Raw genomic sequence first — 19,807 nt, 5'->3', positions numbered from 1 at the left:
ATAAAATAAAATAGATTTTTCACATTCGTTCAAAATGACAATTACCATTTTTGAAACAGTTTTTTTTATTTCAAATGATACCTGACAAACAATTTTTAATTGATACCGCCAATATGAGGATGCCCTTTGGTAAATACAAAGGGACTTATTTAATTGAAATTCCAGAATACTATATCGTTTGGTATAAAAACAAGGGATTTCCACAAGGCAAACTAGGCACAATGTTAGAGCTGGTGTACGAATTGAAGTTAAACGGGTTAGAAGATATTTTACGAAAGATTAGAAGATAATTTACGAGTTAAAAATTTTTCTAAAAGTAAAACGGTGACAATTCCTAAGGTATAAGCTACTAAATCAACAAAACTAAAAGTAGCACCAAATATGATTACTGCCAATCGGTTGTTTTCTAAACCAAGAAATTCTAAAAGAGAAGTTAACTGTAAAAATTCTACTACATAAGCAAAAATAAGTACTATAATCCCAATAGTTTTGTTAGAGAAGTTGAAGAACGCTTTTACCAAATAAAAAAGTAAGATAACTACTAAAAAGTCACCAAAAGTATGTCTTATAAATCCTGAAGTTTGAGCTATTACAATTTCTAGCAAAAGAAAAAAGATAAAGGTAAGGAAGTGTTTTCGATTGAATTTCATACTTATATTTTTAAGCAAACTACCATATAATATGGTAGTTTGCTTATTTATTATAGTTAATTAACCGTTTTGCCAATCTATTTTTCTAGAAGCATACATCACTGAAGCAAGAATAATAAATAGTCCAACACTGCCTACTAATAGTGCATAATTTTCAAGCTGAATAATTACAAAAATAAAAGTATATAATGTGGTAAGTGAAGCTCCAATAAACAATGGAAATTTGACCCCTTTTAAAATTGATTTCGAATACAAAGAAATTAGCAATACTACAGCTATCGAAGCAATTAAATAGGCTTTTAAAAAGCTACTATGTTCAGAAATAGAAATGAGTAAAGTATAAAACATGGTTAAGGCAACACCAATCATTAAATATTGAAAGGGATGAATGGATATTTTACTCATTGTTTGAATTAGAAAGAAAATTAAGAAGGTAAGTCCAATAACCAAAAAGCCATATTTGGCAGATCGTTCACTTTTTTGATACTCATCTACAGGAATCATAAAGTTTACTCCAAAAGCATATTCTTTTAAATCTGGAATCCCGTTAAAAGATTGCTGAGAAAAGGGTCTGTTAATATCTAATATTTTCCATTTTGCATCAAAACCATTTTCAGAGATTTTATCAGAATTAAAAGGAAGGTATTCTCCAATAAAATTAGCTGTTTTCCAGTCAGAATTTATATGAACAGATGTTTCTTTTCCAATAGGGATAAAACGGATTTGTTTACTACCATTGATGCTTAACGACAAGTTAAAATTTGCATCCGATTTTTTAGGAAGGTCTTCTTCATTTAAAAATTTACTTTCTAATTTATGAAGGTTTAAATAGTTGTAATAGGCTTTTTCATTACTATCATTATCTTCATATTTAGAAGTAAAAGCGTAGGTGTTTTTATTCAGTTTTATTTCAACTAAATTGTTTACTCCCTTTAAGTTAGAGGTTTTTATAATTAAACGAGCTTTGTTCCAAATAATATCTTTTTCATCAATATCTTTTTCACTAAAATCAGGTGTTGTAAAACTTCCATCAATGTCTATTTTACTATTGTACACAGCAGTTTTATAAATACCACGCTTTTTTTCTTCAGGATTAATGGATGATTTGATATTTAGTTTCTTCGGAAAAAAGTAAGCATACTTGATTTTTTCTTCGATTTCAGTTTGAGTTTCTTTTGTTTTTTGATTTCTAACAAACTTCTCTTTATAGGTTTTGTAAGGAACTTTTAAAATAGGACCATATAATAAAACCTCTTTACCCCATTTTTGATTGATTTCTTGTACAACTTCTTGCTGTCGATTCATTCGCTCAACAATTAAGCTTTTAATAAAAGATAAAGGAATTAAAAGGATGAGAATTAAAAAACCAATCATTAACATTCTGGCTGTGATTGATGTTTTTACCCACTTTCCGAATCTTCCGTTTTGTTTGTTTGATATTTCCATAGTTTGTTGTTTTAAAAGAACTTTGAAATTCAAAGTTTAATAGTAAAAAAATTATTGTTATTTATTTTTAATCAGTTTTTCTAAAGCGTCAATATGTTTTTTAAACTCCTGTTTACCATGCTCAGTAGCATAATATCTAGTGTTGGGTTTTCTACCAATAAATTGTTTTTCGATCCTAATAAATTCAACTTTTTCTAAAGCTTTAGTATGGCTTGCCAAATTACCATCTGTAGCACCTAATAATTCTTTTAGGGTAGTAAATTCAGCATATTCATTAACCATAAGAACAGACATAATACCTAGTCTAATTCTATGATCAAAAGCTTTATTTATATTTAGAATAATGTTTTTCAAAAAAGATAAATTTTAAAGTGCGAAAATAATTCTTATTTTCTATCGTGTTTAAAATACATGACTGTACCGTAAACAATATGCATAACTCCAAATCCTATAACCCAAAACCAAAAAACATAACCGGGAAGCATAGCGGCAATAAGCCCTAAAACAACTTCAGTATATCCTAAATACTTTATATCACCTACAGTATATTTTGAAGCGTTGATTAACGCCAACCCGTAAAAAAGTAACATTAAAGCACCAGTTTGTCCATATTTTTGATGTCCTAAAATAATAATGATATAAATAGCCCCAGAAACTAAAGGGATAAGAAAGTTTAATAACAATCTTCTTGTGGTGGCATCCCAAATTTTTTCTTCATTTTTTTTAGCTTTTCTTGTGGTTAAAAAGATAGCGGTAGCAATACTAAAAAAACCAACTAATAATAAATCAAAAATGACCATTTGGAAAATTTTTCCATTAAGTATCAAATAACCGTTTGAATTGTTGTTGACTAACCAATATGCGTAAGCAGCTCCAATTAGGGCATATATTCCTGCTAAAATACCAGACAAACCGCTTAATGATATAAATCTTGATGATTTATTCATTAGGTTTTTAATTTCTGATATGTCTTTTAAATAATCTTCTGAACTCATTTTTAAAGAACTTTGAAAAGCAAAGTAAATTTAATTTTGTGAAACAAACAAATAAAATTTTAACGTACTTTTGAAAGAATGAAACCAGCCGAAGAATATATACTTAAACAGCCAGAACCATTCAAGTCTATTTTACTGCATTTACAAGTATTGATAGAAAGTAATTTTCAGAATTTAGAATTAAAATGCAAATGGAAAATACCGGTATATTATATCAATGGGAAGCAATTGTGCTACATTAATGCATCCCATAAAAAAGGATTTGTAGATGTTGGCTTCTGGGCAAAAGGTATTCTACAAGGTTTTGATGCTTTTTTAGTTTCAGAAGGAAGAACCGTTGTAAAATCACTTCGTTATACTTCTTTAGAAGAGATTAATGAAAAAATACTAATACAAGTGATAGAAGAAGTAGCAAAACACAATCATAACGGTTTTTGGAAGAAATAACTACTGAATTAATAACTCTATCATTACTTCTTTGTCAATAATCAAAAATGCTTGTTTACTATTTTCTGGAGGAGTAGTTACGATAGTCGTTATATTATTTTCTGTAGATACACTATCAGGTTTTACTGCATAACGATATCCGCTATATCCTAAAAAAACGGTTTGATTTGGTTGTAAATTTTTAATACGAATTTTTATAGGGGTGTTACCATCTAGAACTCCTTTCTTAGGAGAAATTAATTGTAAATTCGATTGTAAAAAGTTGGACTTATAAATAGGTTGATTGTAAAAATCGTCCTTATTCATTCGTCCAATTTTAAGTTGCCAAAGAGTACTTTCAGGGTAATGAGTTTTAAAATTGTTAGCCTTTGAAAAGTTATAATAATATTTATTAAACAAAGGTTGCCATCTGCCATTATTAACAATACCTGCAGCCCAGGTAGCATCAATATAGATCCATTTATTATTTAGCTTTACGGCATTCCAAGCATGATTTGAATTCTTTCTAGGGTTGCTAATGTCGTTAGATGAGTTTCTTACGTACCCTTTAATTACTTCATTTTCAATTTGCAGTATGGAGAAAACTTTAGCTAAAGTTTGTGCATATCCTTCACAAAGTGCTTTTCGAGTTAATAGGGTTTCATTTACAATTTCATCTTTTATGGCTTGAAGTTTTTCTTGTCTTTCTTGTTCGTTTCTGTATCTGAAAGAAATTCTTTTTTGTTTAGGGTTGTAATATCCGTTTAAGTCGTACCTTATATTGTGCGTTAGCCAATAAAAAGCAGCCTTTACTTGTTGGTCTTTGCTGTCAAAATCTGTAGCTATTCTTTTAGCTAAATTTTCAACAGTGATTAATTTGGGGTAGTTCGCTGTCTTTTCTTTAACCAAAGAAAAATCTTGTGCATATATAGCCCAGTTCCATAAAAATAAAAAGAAAAAAAGTTGTTTCATATATTAGTAAAAACAACTTAATCAAACAAAAATTGTGCCTATAAATTATTGATGGTTTTTCTAATAGCTACTAAATTAGTTAACAAACTTTCTAAATAGTCAAGGTGTAACATATTAGCTCCATCACTTTTTGCATTAGCAGGATCAAAATGTGTTTCGATAAATAAACCATCAACATTATTAACGACACCAGCGCGTGCAATGGTTTCAATCATATCTGGTCGTCCACCAGTAACTCCACTTGATTGGTTGGGTTGTTGTAGTGAATGCGTAACATCTAATACCGTAGGAGCATATTGGCGCATAGTAGGAATACCACGGAAATCAACAATCATATCTTGGTATCCAAACATTGTTCCTCTATCAGTTATCCACGCTTTTTGATTGCCAGCATCGTGTACTTTTTTTACTGCATGTTGCATGGCTTCAGGACTCATAAATTGTCCTTTTTTCAAATTTACAACTTTACCAGTTTCTGCTGCAGCAACTACTAAATCGGTCTGACGTACTAAAAATGCTGGGATTTGTAACACATCTACATATTGAGCTGCTTTTTCAGCATCTGAAACTTCATGAATGTCTGTTACAGTAGGTACGTTGAAAGTTTCAGAAACCTTACGTAAAATTTTCAGGGCTTTCTCATCACCAATTCCTGTAAAACTATCTATTCTACTACGGTTAGCTTTTTTAAAACTTCCTTTAAATACATACGGAATTTCTAACTTATCAGTAATGCCAATTACTTTTTCAGCAATTCGCATTGCCATATCTTCTCCTTCAATAGCACAAGGACCTGCAAGTAAGAAAAAATTATTAGAATTGATATGTTTTATGTTTGGGATATCAGTTAAAGCCATTATTTAAAATTTTCAACAAAATTAAGAAATTTAATTGGCTATATTTAGCCTTTAAATTAAATAAAGAATGAAAAAACTCATATACGCACTAACATTATCTAGTGTATCTATTTTAGTAGGGTGTAAAGAAACTCAAAAAGTAAGTAATATAGCAAGTACTGATGGAGCAAAAGTAACTAATCAGATAAAGAAAAATGAAGCAACTATTGACTTGCCTACCGTAAAAAAACACCTGTATACGTTGGCTTCAGATGAAATGCAAGGTAGAAAACCTGGAACTGAAGGCATGGAAAAAGCTACTCAGTATATAGAAAATGAGTATAAACGAATTGGTTTAAAAACATTTAAAGAATTAACAACTTACCGTCAAAATTTTGAGTATAAGGGCATCAAAATGAGTAATGTTATTGGTTTACTAGAAGGGAATTCAAAAAAAGATGAATTTGTTATCGTTTCTGCTCATCATGATCATTTGGGAACTAAAAAAGAAGGAGAAGGAGATTTAATTTTTAACGGAGCAAATGATGATGCCTCTGGTGTAACTGGAGTGTTAGCGCTGGCGGAATATTTTGCAAAGAAAGGAACCAATGAACGTAGTATTTTATTTGTATGTTTTACTGCAGAAGAAATGGGTTTAGTAGGTTCTGAATACTTTGGGAAAGGAATCGATGCAAGCAAGTTTGTTGCTGGAATTAATTTAGAGTTGATAGGTAAAGAACCAAAAACAGGACCAAAAACAGCATGGTTAACAGGTTTTGATAAATCGGATTTTGGTAGAATCATTCAAAAGAATTTAGAAGGCTCTGGATATCAATTATTCCCAGATCCTTATCCGAAGTTTCAATTGTTTTTAAGATCGGATAATGCTTCATTAGCACGTTTAGGAGTGCCATCTCATACTTTTTCTACTACACCTATTGATATAGATACAGATTATCATAAAGTGACAGATGAAGCAGAAACATTAGATATGGAAGTGTTAACAGAAACTGTAAAAGCTGTTGCAAGAGGAACAGAAAGTATTATTAATGGAAAAGATACTCCTAGCAGAGTAGAGATGAATTAAAAAATAAAAAATATAGTGTTAAAAGGAGCTTTAAGCTCCTTTTTTTATAGGGGTTAAATGTTTTAATTAATTTTTTGTGGTTTTTATTTTGGTAACACTTAGTGAAATGTTAAAATTTTGTTATATTCATAAAAAATTTAATTTAATCCCTCACAAAAATGAAAAAACACTTTCTGAGTCTAGCCGTCGTGCTAGCTATGATGTCATGTTCAAACAATGACGAAACCCTTCAAGTAAAACAAGATCAAGATTTACTTACCCAAAAAGAAATTAACGCAAAAATTAACAAGTCTTTACAAGAAACAGGAGATTTCAGTTGGATGTCGCAAGACGTACAAACAATTTGGAGTGCAATAAACTATGGAGAGAATATTTTAACCATTGGTTACGGAACTTCAAAAAATAATTTTGCAAGAAGTGCTGAAGCAGAAAATATTAAGGATGATTTGATAGCTTTGGTAAAAAGTTTTGAACCAGTATCTGCCAAAGGAACTTCTGAAGTATATGTAAATGAGAATATCAATTACCTTGATGTTAAAGTAACGAATAAGGAAACGATAAAGGCTTTATTACAAGATAGTAGAGTGCGTTATATTGAACCTGCTGCTTATAATTTTTTAGAATCAGAAGCACAAGCTAAATCTGACTCTTCTGGGGCATCAGGTTGCGGATATAGTACAGCTACATTAAACACAAACGATTACCGTACAGTAACACCAGGAGCAAGAGTTCCATGGTCTTTTGATGCTCATAATATTCCACAAGCTTGGAATTATAGTAGCGGAGCAGGAGTAACGGTAGCGATTGTAGATTCAGGATTGTCTCCAGAACAGCGATGGATGAATCAATACTTTAATGATGGATATTCATCTGGTAGAATGGTACAGAAATATGGAACTTTTGTTGACTCATGGTGGGCATGGTCTGATAATTATGATGGTGTAAATGATAAATGTGGCCATGGAACAAGTATGGCTTCTGTAGCTACTGCACCAAGAAATAATGATAATTTACCTGTAGGTGTTGCATATAATGCAAACTTGGTAACGTATAGAGCTGTAGAAAATGTGGTTATAGATGATTATCACGAAAAGAGAGGGATTGTAGAAGCGTTAACAGCCTTAGCGAATCGAAGTGATGTAAAAGTAATTTCGATGTCATTAGGGTCTCCGTTCAGTATTGGTAGTGTTTCGGATGCGGTTAAGTATGCGCATAGTAGAGGAAAAATGATTTTAGCTGCTGGTGGTACTTCTACTTCATTTACAACTTGGTATGGAGTTATTTTTCCTGCTAGTATGTCTGAAACAGTGGCAGTAACAGGAGTAAAAGAAGGTCAGTATAGTAAATGTGATGTGTGCCATACAGGTTCTCAAATTGACTTTACGGTACAAATGCAAAGAACGAATGGAACTGATAATACAGTTCCTGTATTAAGTTATTATGATGGTCAAGCTAATTATGTTGGAGGATCATCGGTAGCAACGGCAACTACCGCAGGTATTGCTACTTTAATTTGGGCGAAACACCCAACATGGTCTAGAGAGCAGGTATTACAAAAAATGAAAGAATCCGCTGATTTTTATCCAAATAAACATTCTGAGTTTGGATATGGAAATATTGACGCTTTAAAAGCTGTTCAATAAAAATCAATTAACTAACCTTAGAGAAGCCTCGTTTGTACGAGGCTTTTTTTGTATTTTTATAAGGTATGATTCTTTATGTTTATTAATTAAAAACTTAATTCATGAAATATTACAAATATCTTTTTTTACTAGTCTTTATAGGATGTTCTTCCTCAAAAATAGTATATGACTATGATAGTCAAGCGAACTTTAGTAGTTATAAAACATTTAACTTTTTTGAAGATGCAGGTAAAGGATTAAATGAATTGGATGTAAAAAGGGTTACTAATGAATTGACAACTTCATTGGAAGCTAAGGGGATGCGATTGGCTGAAAATCCAGATATATATATAAACATTCTTTCTAGTGAACGACCATCAATAAACAGGAACACTATCGGATTGGGAATAGGAAGCGGAGGAAGAAATGTAGGGTTTGGTATTTCTGGAGGAATTCCTATTGAAAGCAGGAAAATTAATCAGCAGTTAACTGTTGACTTTGTAGAAAGTAAGAATAATCAATTAATATGGCAGGGAGTTGCCAATAGTGAAATTAAGGAAAAAACATCCCCTGAAGAAAGGAGAATATATTATCAAAAGCTTATAAAAAAAATGGTGAGTAATTATCCACCAAAGTAAAAAAGAAAACCTCCAAAATAATTTTTGGAGGTTTGTTTATTTTTATTCTAAAGGGGGTTAGAATTGATAACGGATACCTAATCCAAAATCAGAGTTAAAACCATCATAAGCATCGTTAAAACCAATTTCAGGTCTAAAATCTAATGAAATCATTAAAGGAATATCAAAATTGTATTCGATTCCGATTGTACCAGAAGCAAATACAAATGTTTCAGATCCTCCTTTGTAAGTTACACCTCCTACAGTATAATCATCAATACTCCAAACACCTAAACCACCTCCAACACCAGCGAACCAGTTAAAGCGGTTTTCTAATTGCCATACCCATTGGTATAAACCTGTAGCCTTAAATCCATCATAATTGTTACCGTTTCTGATACCCAAGTCAATTTCTAAACGGTTAGCATCACTTAGTCTACGTTGGTAAGATATTTCGGCACCAAAACCATCATTATCTCCTAAACGAAGACCAATAGCATTGTCAGAAATTTCTTGTGCATTTGTTGTAAAAAACGAAAGGGTTAAAAAACCAATGAATAAAAAGATTTTTTTCATAATTTCTAAATTAATTATATTAAGCTGGTGCTAATATATGTATTTTATTTAATTAGTAACCTTTTTCCCTTAGAATGACTACTAAATTCTGGAGCATACATGCTTTGAATAGTTGTAATTCCGTTGCTGAAATTCCCTGAGTTATTTACTCTAACATCGTATTCAAAAATATATACTCCTTTAGGTAAGCGTTCAAAAAAGAAGTTGGTTGCAGCGTCTTTAGTGCTTTCGTAATAACCTAAACCATCTTGCCATTTGTATTGTGATAACACGTTAGTAGGTTCAACACCACTTGCTCGCATGTCTTTCATATGCACAAATTCCATATCTCTATCAGAACGAAGCTCTATTCTAACAGTAATTAAATCACCTACTTTTAAATGAGAATCTTTAGTAATTTCTTGTAACTCTTTACCAGTATCCGTATTTATTTTTTTGAATAGTTTTTTCTTAAGCTGTAACGGAGTTTTAGCTGAGGTAATTTTATCTAAATCTTCAAAATATAGCCAATACAATCCACCCCATGCAATACTTTTTCCTTTTTTAGTAATACTAACTTTACTCATTTCAGGAGTAATTTCAGAACCATTCCATGAGGTTTTAAAATAGCCTGTACCAGCTTCAACTTTGGTATTTTCTAATTTTGAAGGATTGATAGTTTGGTCTCCAATTGCTATATCAACCATTTCGGTTACCGAAATCCAATCGCTTCCTTGTAATAATAAAGCATATACAGCTTCGGTAGTTGCTTTGGTAGTTTTCCAACGATTAGTTTGTTTATTTTTTAATAACCAAATTTTTAAGTTGTCAATCGTTTCTGTGTTGTTTTTAATTTCTGAAAAAGCCTCAATTAATAAAGCTTGTGTTTCAATAGGGGCTTGATACCAATACCAGCTAGGTTGATTTTCTTTCCAGTACATTCCTAGCTCTTCAGAGGTTATACTGTTTTCTTTTAAAGAGGCTATGATTTTATTAGCTATAGCAGTGTTGTTATTTCTAAATTGTATCAAGGCTATTTGTCCTTTTCCATATAAGTTATAATCTTTCCAGTACTTAGCTGTTTGTGTTTTGTAATATGCAATAGCAGTTTTAGTAGTACTGTTGATATCAATATTTTTATAAAAAGAACGCATATACAAATACTGAATAACGAAATAGTTTAAATGATTCTCTTGTAAGAATTCTTCGTACTTCTTTTGTCCTTTTTTAACCTTAATGCGTTCAGCGTTTTCTAAAAGCTTTTTGTAAACTTCTTCAATTTCTTGATCTAAAAAACGAACTGATTTTTGAACAATTGCTATAGTTGCATTATCAAAATTGGTTACTCCTAGTTTTTGTAAATGCCCAAAACCTGTAGCAATATGATTCGTAATAAAAGCATTTGGATAATCACTTCCTTTAAACCAAGGAAATCCACCATTGTTTAATTGCATTTCTGCAAGTTTGTTGATCGCTTTTTGTTGTTCGTTTTTCATCTTATTTAAATCAAACAACAAAGCGATACGTTTCTTTTGTTCTGTTTCAGATTGTGCATCTCGTAACCAAGGAGTTTCTTGGATAATCAATGATTTTAATTCTTGATTTTTTTCTAAGTTACTCAACAAAGCATCAGAAGATTTCCATGCGTTGAATACCTCTTGAATTCTAGGGTTTGAATTCGCGATATGATTAGCCAAGGTATTTGCATAATAACGCGCAAAAGTTTGTTCACTACATTCGTATGGATATTCCATTAAATAGGGTAAAGCTTGTACAGCATACCAAGCAGGATTTGAAGTTACTTCTAAAGTAAGTTTGTGATTCTTTAAAGAATTAGAAGTATTATTTTTTAATTTATCTAACGTGAATGTTTTAGTTTCATTAGAACGAATCCACATAGGCAGCGTTTCGGTAATCAACATTCGGTTAGATAGCACTGGCAACACGTTTTGTTCCCCATCAGAAAAATCCCCTGCTTTTGCAATTACTTTATATTGAATTGCCTGATAGGTGTCAGGAATAGCTAAGTTCCAAGAAACTTGAGTGTTTCCATTTGCATCAACATTAAAAGGTTGATTTTTTGATGAATTATCTAGCAAATCAATATCCTTTCCAGTAATCGCATTGGTTAGTACGAGTTGAGCCATACCTTCTAAGTTTTTATCAGAGATGTTAGCAATTTTAGTACTGAAAGTAATTTGATCGCCTTCTCTTAAAAATCTTGGTGCATTCGGTATCACCATTAACTCTTTTTGGGTAACAGAAGTCAATGTTTTAGTAGCGGATTGTAATTCTTTAGTATGTGCTAGCAATTGTAATTTCCATCGTGTTAACGATTCAGGAGTGGTAAAGCTAAACGTTACATCTCCATTCTTATCTGTCATTAAGTGTGGATAGAAAAAAGCTGTTTCTTGAAGATTCTTTCTAGCTTTTACATTAGCCAATTCGTTATCTGTTTTTGATTGGCCATCTTTTGTAATAATAACAATAGCACCAAATTTTGCTTTTTCACCATATAAAGCAATGGCTTCATTAGCCTTTAAAACAGTAGAAGATACAATATCGTTACTAGAGATATTGAAGGAATCAACAACTTTTCCGTCTACGATGTAGATAGGAGTGTTTTTTCCATTTGAAGAAGCGTTTCCTCTAATTCTGACGATGCCATCAGCTTCTTCTTGACTTTCTACTATTTCAACACCTGCTACTTTACCTTTTAGAGCAGCATAAGGCTGATCATTTGTTGTTCCGTAAGCCATAGTAACCACTTCTTCTAATAAGTTGTCTGAAGTAAGAATTACTATTGAAGATTCATTTAACTGTCGCTCTTCTGTTTTCATTCCAACAAAACTGAAAACGAGAACATCACCATTTTTAACTTTAATAGAATATTTTCCGTCAAAATCGGTTTCAGTTCCAAAGGATGTTCCTTTAACTTGTACATTAACACCAGGAAGAGGCCCTGTTTCGTCTTGAACAGTTCCTGTTATAATTTTATCATAATCTTTCCTTGTGCTTTTTTGAGTTTCTGCGAGTCGTTGAGCAAAACGTTTTTGAACCCAACGATGATTATTAAAGCTAAATCCAAACCAATTTAAGCGATCGTATTGTTGTGTTGGATAATAACTATTAGGGTAGTTTCTATTAAAAACCCTGAAATGCTCATTGCCAAAACTTTGGTAAGCATTTGCACTGCTGCCGTAAGAATAATAGGTTGAAGTTGTAATTGGATTGAATTGCCAATTATGTGCTTTGAATTCATCTAAAGAAGCATCGTACATACTAGCCAATACTTCTGCAGCGACTTTGTTGTTTTTATCATTTTTTATGGTAAAGCTCCATGTTTCCTCAGCTCCGGGTTGTAATTTATCTCTAAAAGTAGTCGTTTCAATAGTAATTGTTTCTTGTTGATCAGATACTGAAATAGGAATAGTTCCATTTACAAAGCTATTGTAGTTTACAAAGTAATATTTGATAGCAAATCCGCCAATGTCTTCTTTGGTAACTGGGATTTTGATTGTTTTAAGACTATTATTCAAGTGAATAAGCTTCGTTTTTACAATTTCATGGTTCTTTTCTATTTGAACTATAACAGTTACATCTTTTGAGGCAGAACCAATTTGTAATTCGACAATATCGTTTAGTTTGTAAGCTGTTTTATTGGTGTTATAAACAAATAATTGGTTATCGGCTACACTTTTCTTAGTACTATTCGTTAATACAAAACGAGCTTTGTCTGAAACTTCCTGCCCAAATTTATCTTTGGAGTTTACTACAATAATATAGTTTCCAGATGTCCATTTCTTATAGTTTGTAAGAATAATTTTTTTTGATTTTTGAGTATCAAAATTCTGTTCAAAAACCAATGTTCCTTGTTCCCAAGTTTCAGGATTTTCTTCTTCTTTGGTATAAGCATCGTGTGGAAACAATTTTCTGAATTCAACTTCCGAAATATCTTGATAATCAGGAGTACTCCATGGTCTGCTACGTAACGGGTTTTTAGGAGCTTGTAGTTTATATATTTTAAGACTCCCTTCCACAGAAACAAACTCTCCATTCAAATTTTTACTTGAGATTTCAATGGTAGTTTCCTTATCTGATTTATCTATTGTTGAAGGAGCTACTATTGAAGCAAGCAATGAGTGATATCCAACTTTAACAATGGAAGTAGCAGAACGAGTTTCTCCATTAATATCGGTAACATCAGCAGTGATTTCATATTCAAAAACAGGAAGATTTTCTTTGTCTACACTTTCGTCTGGAAGTGCTTTGAATGTGATGGAAAAATTTCCTTCTGCATCAGTTGTTAACTCTCCATGTGTAATTTCTTGTGCTTCTGAAGTAAATTGAGGTCTACGCCAATACCACCAAATAGGATATTGTACTTTACGGTGTACTCGATATACTACTTTAGAATCGGTAATGTTTGCTCCAGAAAAGGCTTTGGCAAATCCGTGAACAGTAATGCTGTCGTTTACCTTATAAGTTTTAGTGATAGGTTTAAGCTCAGTTTTAAACTTAGGACGTTTATATTCTTCAACTGAAATAGGAGTAATATAATCTTCTTGGGTAAAATAAAAATCTGCATTATCGTAAAATTTACTTTCTCGTTTTTCGCTTTCATCAATAGAAAAAGAATATTCACCAGCTAATCCATTATTTGGCAATATAAATTCACCAGAAGCAGCACCAAATTCATTTAATTTAAGATCTAATGTTTTTACTTCTTGATCATTCACATCGTTTAATGTGATTTGTACATATTCATTGGCAAATGGTTTTGTAGCTTCTCCTTTTTGCTGAATAAAAATAGCTTTAAAATATACCGTTTGACCTGGACGATAAATGCTTCTATCCGTAAAAATAAAAGGTTTGATATTTATATCATCCTCCTCTTCATCAATATTAGATGTTTCGTGGTATTTGTATAGGTAATAATTCCCAAAAATAGCAGAATCATCTTTTGTAGTTACCGTAATATATACATTGCTAAAGTTGTCATTACTTTTATAACTAGCAAAACCATTTTTATCGGCTGTTAATTTTTTATGAATTGATTTTCCGTGTCTACGTTGCTTGTTTTGTAATAATAATTCAGCGTTTTTAATTGGTTTTCCTGTGTTTCTATCTACCACTTGATAGGTTCTGATACCGTTATTGTTGTTTTCAACCAATACTAGATTGGTTACTTGTAAGTTGGCGGTAGCGTATAGGTCAGAAGTATTAAAAGTAGTATTTTTATGAGCTACGATTAAATAATTTCCTTGAGTTAATTTTGGAACAACAACTTCAGTCGTATGTTGTAAATAATCTTTTTCGTTTCGTAAAGCACTATTCCAAGAAGCAGTTTTTTGTAGTTTTTTTATAAAGTTGATTTTCTCTTCGTCTTTATAAATTTTTTGAAGCTCTTCTAACTGCTTTGGAGTAATTTTATAAGCATTAAAGTTTAGTTTATGAATGTTGTTATAAGTAACTAATATTCTTGAAGGCGTATTTGTCGGGACGAATTTTTCTGAAAGAAGACTCAATGCTTCTATTGTGATTAGTTGTTTTAAAGTTTCACATTTTTTAGCGCCTAAACTTTCAGGAAATCGTTCAATTACCTGATTGCATATTTCTAATGCTTCTTTATTTTTAAAACGAATTTCTTCATTTTTATTAGCTTGGTATGAGGCTGCCTGTTGATTATAAATTCTGGCAATTTCATAACGGTACAATCCGCCAACATTTTTGTTTTTATAATGGTTGACTGATGTTGTTAAGGTTTGTAGCAAGAATTCTTGCTTATTGTTAAAAGTTGCATGTTGATTTACAAATTGTAATCGCTGAATATCTGTATCTGCCAATGCATCTAGATTACTACCTTTTAAATGAAAAGACAATAAGCTTTGATAAATTTTCAAAGCATTAAATTGTAAAGATAAATCGTCTTTTGTAGCAAGGTTTAATTTCGAAAATGTCTGTACATCGCTTATATATTTTACTTCATCAATTTTAAACTGATAAGCTGGTTTTGTGATGCTAATTTCCGAGCTCTTATAAAATTCTAAAGCATTATGAGCTAAAAAATCAAATAGAGTAGGACGGTACTTTTTAGAGTCTTTAACTATTTGAATGATATCTTTAAACTCGTTGATATCTACTTTTTGAAGTAGAGTTTCACTTTCTAAAGAATTTTGATAACGGCAATGAATTTCAGTAAACAGCGTATCTAAATCCCATGTTCTGAAATCGTTTTCATCAACTTTTTGTTCTGTTTGTGTGCGGTTGTAAAATTTCCATCTATTCTCATTAAAATATTGCCAATATAAATTGGCTAAAATATTTTCGAGCATATTTTTAGTAGGGAAGCTACTTTTATTAATGTGTTGCTTAAATTGATTGATAATTTTCAATTGAGCATCTTCTTCTAATGTCAAAGAATATTTACTCTTATAAAACAATGATTTTATAATTTGAGGAGAATTGTTACTTTTTTCAGCCTTTTCATAAATAGTGTTTACTACTTTTAAAGCTGATTTAGGTAAGTTGTCTAGTTCAAACTGATGGACTTTATCCCATAAATTTTTATAATTTTCTTGAGCGCTTACTAAGGTTGAAAATAAAATCATTAGCAAAATAGAAGTCAATTTTTTCATAACGTGATTATTCATTTATCTATACAAAACACCTAAAAAAGACAATTTATTACAAGTTAAAGTTTGTAATAGTAGCATTTGAGTGAGTGTATATAACTTTTCAATGAGTTTAGATTTAAAGATACTTAAAATTCTTACTTGGTTTTGTATTTTTGGGTTTTTATACACTACATAACTTATATATGAGAATTCATTTTATAGCCATTGGGGGTAGTGCAATGCATAATTTAGCCATTGCTCTACAACAAAAAGGATACCAAATAACGGGAAGCGATGATACAATACACGATCCGTCTAAAACTCGTTTAGCAAATAGAGGACTATTGCCAGAAACGTTTGGTTGGTTTCCTGAAAAAATCACTACCGATTTAGATGCTATAATTTTAGGAATGCATGCTAAGAAAGACAACCCTGAGTTGTTAAAAGCTCAAGAATTAGGAGTGAAGATTTATTCGTATCCAGAATTTTTATATGAGCAATCTAAAGATAAAACTAGAGTTGTTATTGGAGGTTCACATGGAAAAACAACCATAACTTCTATGATTTTACATGTGTTAAATTACCATGATAGAGAAGTAGATTATATGGTGGGAGCACAATTGGAAGGTTTTGATACAATGGTACATTTGACAGAGAAAAATGAATTTATTGTACTGGAGGGTGATGAGTATTTGAGTTCACCGATAGATATGCGCCCAAAGTTTCATTTATACAAACCTAACATAGCGTTGTTAAGTGGAATAGCATGGGATCATATCAATGTGTTTCCAACGTTTGAGAATTATGTAGAACAGTTTTCAGTTTTTACAGACTCTTTAACGAATGGAGGAATTATGGTGTACAATGAGGAAGATGAGGTTTTAAAAGAAGTAGTTGAAAGTTCAAACCATCCAATAAAAAAATATCCATATTCAACTCCTGATTATTTTATTGATAATGGGACAACTTATTTAGAAACTCCTGAAGGAGATTTACCATTAGAAATTTTTGGAGATCATAATTTACAAAATTTAGCAGGAGCGAAGTGGATTTGTCAACACATGGGAATTGATGAAGACGAATTTTATGAGGCCATAGCAAGTTTTAAAGGAGCAAGCAAACGATTAGAAAAAATAGCAGAGAATTCTTCAACAGTTGTGTTTAAAGATTTTGCACATTCACCATCTAAAGTTGCAGCCACTACAGCTGCGGTTAAAAACCAGTATTCAAACAGAACTTTGTTAGCTTGTTTAGAATTGCATACCTATTCTAGCTTAAATGCTGAATTTTTATCGGAGTATAAAGGAGCATTAGATAAAGCTGACAAAGCAGTGGTGTTTTATTCTCCACATGCTGTTAAGATAAAGCAATTAGAAGAAGTTTCAGAAGGACAAATTGCCAACGCTTTTGAGCGAGATGATTTGGTTATTTATACGAATCCTCAAGAATTTAAAGAGTTTCTATTTAGTCAAAACCTTGAGAATACTGCTTTATTGTTAATGAGCTCTGGTAATTATGGAGGTTTGGATTTTGAAGAGATTAAGGGTTTGGTTTAAGACCTAGTTTTCTTTTATACCAGTTAATATCTGTTGCTCTCGAAAAAACAAATTTGAAATAAGATTTGTTAAACAAGGCTTTGACCAAAATTTGAAGTCTTGAGAAAAACTTTAAATAGAAAGTTAAGAGTCTTTTCTTGACTTTGTTGTATCTACTTGGTGTTAAGTTTTGTAAACAATCTTTTGTGTATCGCTGACTTTTATTGTTTGAAGCATATTGTAGATTTAGAGGTTTAGATAAAATGAAACTGTATAAATCTAAACCAGCACTTAATTCTTTAGATAGGTTTGTGTCAGTAATTTTAGTTTCAGATTTTAGTTTGTTTCCTAAAAGAAAAACATCATAAGTTCCTCTTAAGTTGATGCTTTTAAAAAAATATGCGTTATCATTAATCAATTTAGAAAAGACAGTTAGTTTGATTTGATTTTCAATTGATAAAACAGCAATGTTATTGGTTATTAATAGAGAGTCTTTAATGGTTTTGTAGTCGAAAAATTTAGCCTTTTCTTTTCGTAACATATTTTTATGAATTTCAACAGCAGCTATTTTTTCAGGGTGTGTAATTCTTGGTATATGTCTATGATCATCAAAAAGCTCAGAAATTTTATTAATATATCCATGTTTTTTTAGGATATTAAAAGTGGTTTTAAGATGATTCTTATGAACTAAAAAATCAATATCTCCTACCATTCTTTCAGCTATGTCTTCGTATAGTCCTTCCAATAAATTACCAGTTCCTTTTAAAAAAATAGGAGTAATATTATTCGAAAGTAAAAGATCATTAATTTCTTTAGCTTCTTTTATAATTTGTTGATTTCGTTCTCTGTTTAAGTCGGTAATATGTTTCATATACTCGACTAAATCTGCAGGTAGGTAATGTAAAAAGTTTACGCGTTCTAAGTTGCAGTATAATGCAGGAAAAACATAGTGAGCAGTACTTATCTTTACTACATCATCCCAGTTAACTAACCCCGATTTAATTTTATCTTCAACTAAATTTCGATTCGTTTTTTCGAGAGTAATAGTCAAACACTTTGCAACAAATAACAACGTTTCTTTATAATTCATCAGTAAAGATTTTTTTCACAGTTGAAACCATTTCCTGATTATTAGAATACGTAAGTTGATAGCAAGGGAGTTTTTCAAACCAGTTTAAAAATATGTCAGCATTTTTAGGAATTGGTGATAGCCAAGAGTCGGGAACAAGTTGTTCGAAAGCATACAGCTTAGATATTTTATCAATTTGTATTTCTGAATTTGGCTCATACTTTATAAAAACTAAAGCTTTACAAGGTAGTTTTTGAGTAAAATTGTTGGTGTTTGGAGGTAAAAACCGAATTATTTTGTTCAAGTTTTCAAAGTTATACTCTTTAGCTGTTTCTAGGCTTGGATACAAGGGGAGTAAGGTTTCTAGACTTTTTTTCTTTATTGAAATTGCAGCAGGGAAGCTATGAATATTTTTTTCGATAGCATCGATAGGAACAAAATCATCAGCTAAACAGGTAAAACCATTGGCTTGTAATAATGCTAAAGAAGTACTTTTTCCATTGCCCGAATCACCTAAAAATAAAGCTGCATTATTTCCATCACTAACTGCCGAAGCATGGAAAACTCCCATCCATTGTTCTTCTTTTTTATAATGGATTTTTTGCACTAACTCCATCGAAAATTTCCCTTGAAAATAATGGACTTCTTTTAAACTCCATGTTCCAATTAAGGCGTTGTCCACAGTAAAAGAAATAAATGTATCATTACTAAATACTTCAAATTGGTGATGAATTGTTGCAGGGTTTTGAGTTTCTAAATGAACAAATTTGGGATGTACTAATGAAGCTTCTACATTAGTCGCGTAATCAACTTTGAAAATAAGACCGTTTATTAAGTAGTATTTAATTACTTCAAAGGTGTTGGGTTTATCTACAGGTTTTTGTTCTTCTAGTGATTCTTTCTGAGATGAGGTAAGCAAGGTTTCAATATCAGAAACAAGGTTTACTGCTTGTTGATAAGGAATGTTAATTTGATTAAATATTTGGGTGGTTATTTGTAGTTTGTCAATTTTGTTGTGTAGTAACGATAATATTTCAGCAACCAACGGGTCAACAACAATATACTCATTAGTATCTTGAAACCAAATAACACTTTTATTTTCGAGTTGTTTTATAATCATACGATGTAAAAATAATAAAACCTCGATTATATCGAGGTTTTATAAGTTAGTTATATTTAGTAGTTCTTTTAAAATTCGTCTCCAGGATCTTCTGGACTTTGTGCTTGAGCTTTTTTAGGATTTAAAATCATGTACGTTCCTAAAGCAGTTAACGCTGCATATTTACCGTAACCTCCTATTTTTTTTATAGCCTCTTTACGGGTAATATTTTTAGAATTTGTATCCGTGTTTTTAGTATGTTTTTTCATAATAATTCTGTT

At 31.2% G+C, this 19,807-nt stretch carries 17 protein-coding genes; 6 read left to right on the top strand and 11 right to left on the bottom strand.

Going from position 1 to position 19,807, the window contains the following annotated elements; all coding sequences use genetic code 11:
* Positions 1 to 74: 74 nt before the first annotated feature.
* Positions 75 to 290 carry a DUF3820 family protein gene (locus DFQ07_RS02010; protein ID WP_133534902.1) on the top strand — a complete coding sequence of 72 codons (216 nt, stop codon included), beginning with the start codon at positions 75 to 77 and terminating at the stop codon, positions 288 to 290.
* Here the strand turns inward: DFQ07_RS02010 and DFQ07_RS02005 are convergent.
* From DFQ07_RS02005 to DFQ07_RS01990, 4 genes are read right to left on the bottom strand one after another with little or no spacing between them, the layout of a single operon-like run.
* Positions 270 to 650, bottom strand: coding sequence for a ribosomal maturation YjgA family protein (locus DFQ07_RS02005; protein ID WP_133534599.1), 381 nt, complete (start codon positions 648 to 650; stop codon positions 270 to 272). The genes DFQ07_RS02010 and DFQ07_RS02005 overlap by 21 nt on opposite strands.
* A 60-nt stretch (positions 651 to 710) precedes the next feature.
* Positions 711 to 2,096 carry a cell envelope integrity protein CreD gene (gene creD, locus DFQ07_RS02000; RefSeq protein ID WP_133534598.1) on the bottom strand — a complete coding sequence of 462 codons (1,386 nt, stop codon included), beginning with the start codon at positions 2,094 to 2,096 and terminating at the stop codon, positions 711 to 713.
* A gap of 57 nt (positions 2,097 to 2,153) precedes the next feature.
* Positions 2,154 to 2,450 carry a winged helix-turn-helix domain-containing protein gene (locus DFQ07_RS01995; RefSeq protein WP_133534597.1) on the bottom strand — a complete coding sequence of 99 codons (297 nt, stop codon included), beginning with the start codon at positions 2,448 to 2,450 and terminating at the stop codon, positions 2,154 to 2,156.
* Positions 2,451 to 2,482: 32 nt separating this feature from the next.
* Complete coding sequence (locus DFQ07_RS01990; RefSeq protein WP_133534596.1) at positions 2,483 to 3,091, bottom strand: hypothetical protein; 609 nt, start codon at positions 3,089 to 3,091, stop codon at positions 2,483 to 2,485.
* 78 nt (positions 3,092 to 3,169) lie between these two features.
* Between DFQ07_RS01990 and DFQ07_RS01985 the strand changes: the two genes are divergently transcribed.
* Positions 3,170 to 3,538: a DUF1801 domain-containing protein gene (locus DFQ07_RS01985; RefSeq protein WP_133534595.1), complete on the top strand. Its 369-nt coding sequence runs from the start codon at positions 3,170 to 3,172 to the stop codon at positions 3,536 to 3,538.
* Here DFQ07_RS01985 and DFQ07_RS01980 read toward each other — a convergent pair whose 3' ends face one another.
* Positions 3,539 to 4,489: a transglutaminase domain-containing protein gene (locus DFQ07_RS01980; RefSeq protein ID WP_133534594.1), complete on the bottom strand. Its 951-nt coding sequence runs from the start codon at positions 4,487 to 4,489 to the stop codon at positions 3,539 to 3,541.
* 38 nt (positions 4,490 to 4,527) lie between these two features.
* Complete coding sequence (gene kdsA / locus DFQ07_RS01975; RefSeq protein WP_133534593.1) at positions 4,528 to 5,346, bottom strand: 3-deoxy-8-phosphooctulonate synthase; 819 nt, start codon at positions 5,344 to 5,346, stop codon at positions 4,528 to 4,530.
* Between the two features lie 67 nt (positions 5,347 to 5,413).
* On the opposite strand from kdsA, the gene DFQ07_RS01970 reads away from it, so the two are divergent.
* The 3 genes from DFQ07_RS01970 (at position 5,414) to DFQ07_RS01960 (ending at position 8,672) form a co-directional block, all read left to right on the top strand.
* Complete coding sequence (locus DFQ07_RS01970) at positions 5,414 to 6,412, top strand: M28 family peptidase (RefSeq protein ID WP_133534592.1); 999 nt, start codon at positions 5,414 to 5,416, stop codon at positions 6,410 to 6,412.
* Between the two features lie 158 nt (positions 6,413 to 6,570).
* The gene (locus tag DFQ07_RS01965) at positions 6,571 to 8,055 is read left to right on the top strand and encodes a S8 family peptidase (protein WP_133534591.1); all 1,485 of its coding nucleotides are present in this window, start codon (positions 6,571 to 6,573) and stop codon (positions 8,053 to 8,055) included.
* A 101-nt stretch (positions 8,056 to 8,156) separates the two neighbouring features.
* Positions 8,157 to 8,672 (top strand): DUF4136 domain-containing protein, encoded by a 516-nt coding sequence (locus DFQ07_RS01960; RefSeq protein ID WP_133534590.1) that lies wholly within the window; start codon positions 8,157 to 8,159, stop codon positions 8,670 to 8,672.
* A 57-nt stretch (positions 8,673 to 8,729) separates the two neighbouring features.
* Here DFQ07_RS01960 and DFQ07_RS01955 read toward each other — a convergent pair whose 3' ends face one another.
* Entirely contained in the window at positions 8,730 to 9,227 is a 498-nt protein-coding gene (locus tag DFQ07_RS01955; RefSeq protein ID WP_133534589.1) for a hypothetical protein, read from the bottom strand.
* A gap of 44 nt (positions 9,228 to 9,271) precedes the next feature.
* Positions 9,272 to 15,844 (bottom strand): alpha-2-macroglobulin family protein, encoded by a 6,573-nt coding sequence (locus DFQ07_RS01950; protein WP_133534588.1) that lies wholly within the window; start codon positions 15,842 to 15,844, stop codon positions 9,272 to 9,274.
* 182 nt (positions 15,845 to 16,026) lie between these two features.
* Here DFQ07_RS01950 and DFQ07_RS01945 point away from each other — a divergent pair, with 182 nt between their 5' ends.
* Complete coding sequence (locus DFQ07_RS01945) at positions 16,027 to 17,379, top strand: UDP-N-acetylmuramate--L-alanine ligase (RefSeq protein WP_133534587.1); 1,353 nt, start codon at positions 16,027 to 16,029, stop codon at positions 17,377 to 17,379.
* On the opposite strand, the gene DFQ07_RS01940 is transcribed toward DFQ07_RS01945, so the two are convergent.
* From DFQ07_RS01940 to DFQ07_RS01930, 3 genes are all read right to left on the bottom strand, one after another.
* Entirely contained in the window at positions 17,363 to 18,448 is a 1,086-nt protein-coding gene (locus DFQ07_RS01940) for a nucleotidyltransferase domain-containing protein (protein WP_133534586.1), read from the bottom strand. The genes DFQ07_RS01945 and DFQ07_RS01940 overlap by 17 nt on opposite strands.
* A complete protein-coding gene (locus tag DFQ07_RS01935; protein WP_133534585.1) occupies positions 18,438 to 19,547 on the bottom strand; it encodes a phosphoenolpyruvate carboxykinase (ATP) in 1,110 nt (369 codons plus the stop codon). The genes DFQ07_RS01940 and DFQ07_RS01935 overlap by 11 nt, the downstream gene beginning before the upstream one ends.
* Before the next feature lie 68 nt (positions 19,548 to 19,615).
* Complete coding sequence (locus DFQ07_RS01930; RefSeq protein WP_133534584.1) at positions 19,616 to 19,795, bottom strand: hypothetical protein; 180 nt, start codon at positions 19,793 to 19,795, stop codon at positions 19,616 to 19,618.
* Between the last annotated feature and the right edge of the window lie 12 nt (positions 19,796 to 19,807).

This window comes from Tenacibaculum caenipelagi (assembly GCF_004363005.1).
Classification (GTDB): Bacteria; Bacteroidota; Bacteroidia; order Flavobacteriales; family Flavobacteriaceae; genus Polaribacter; species Polaribacter caenipelagi.
This window is presented reverse-complemented; position numbering and strand designations above follow the sequence as displayed.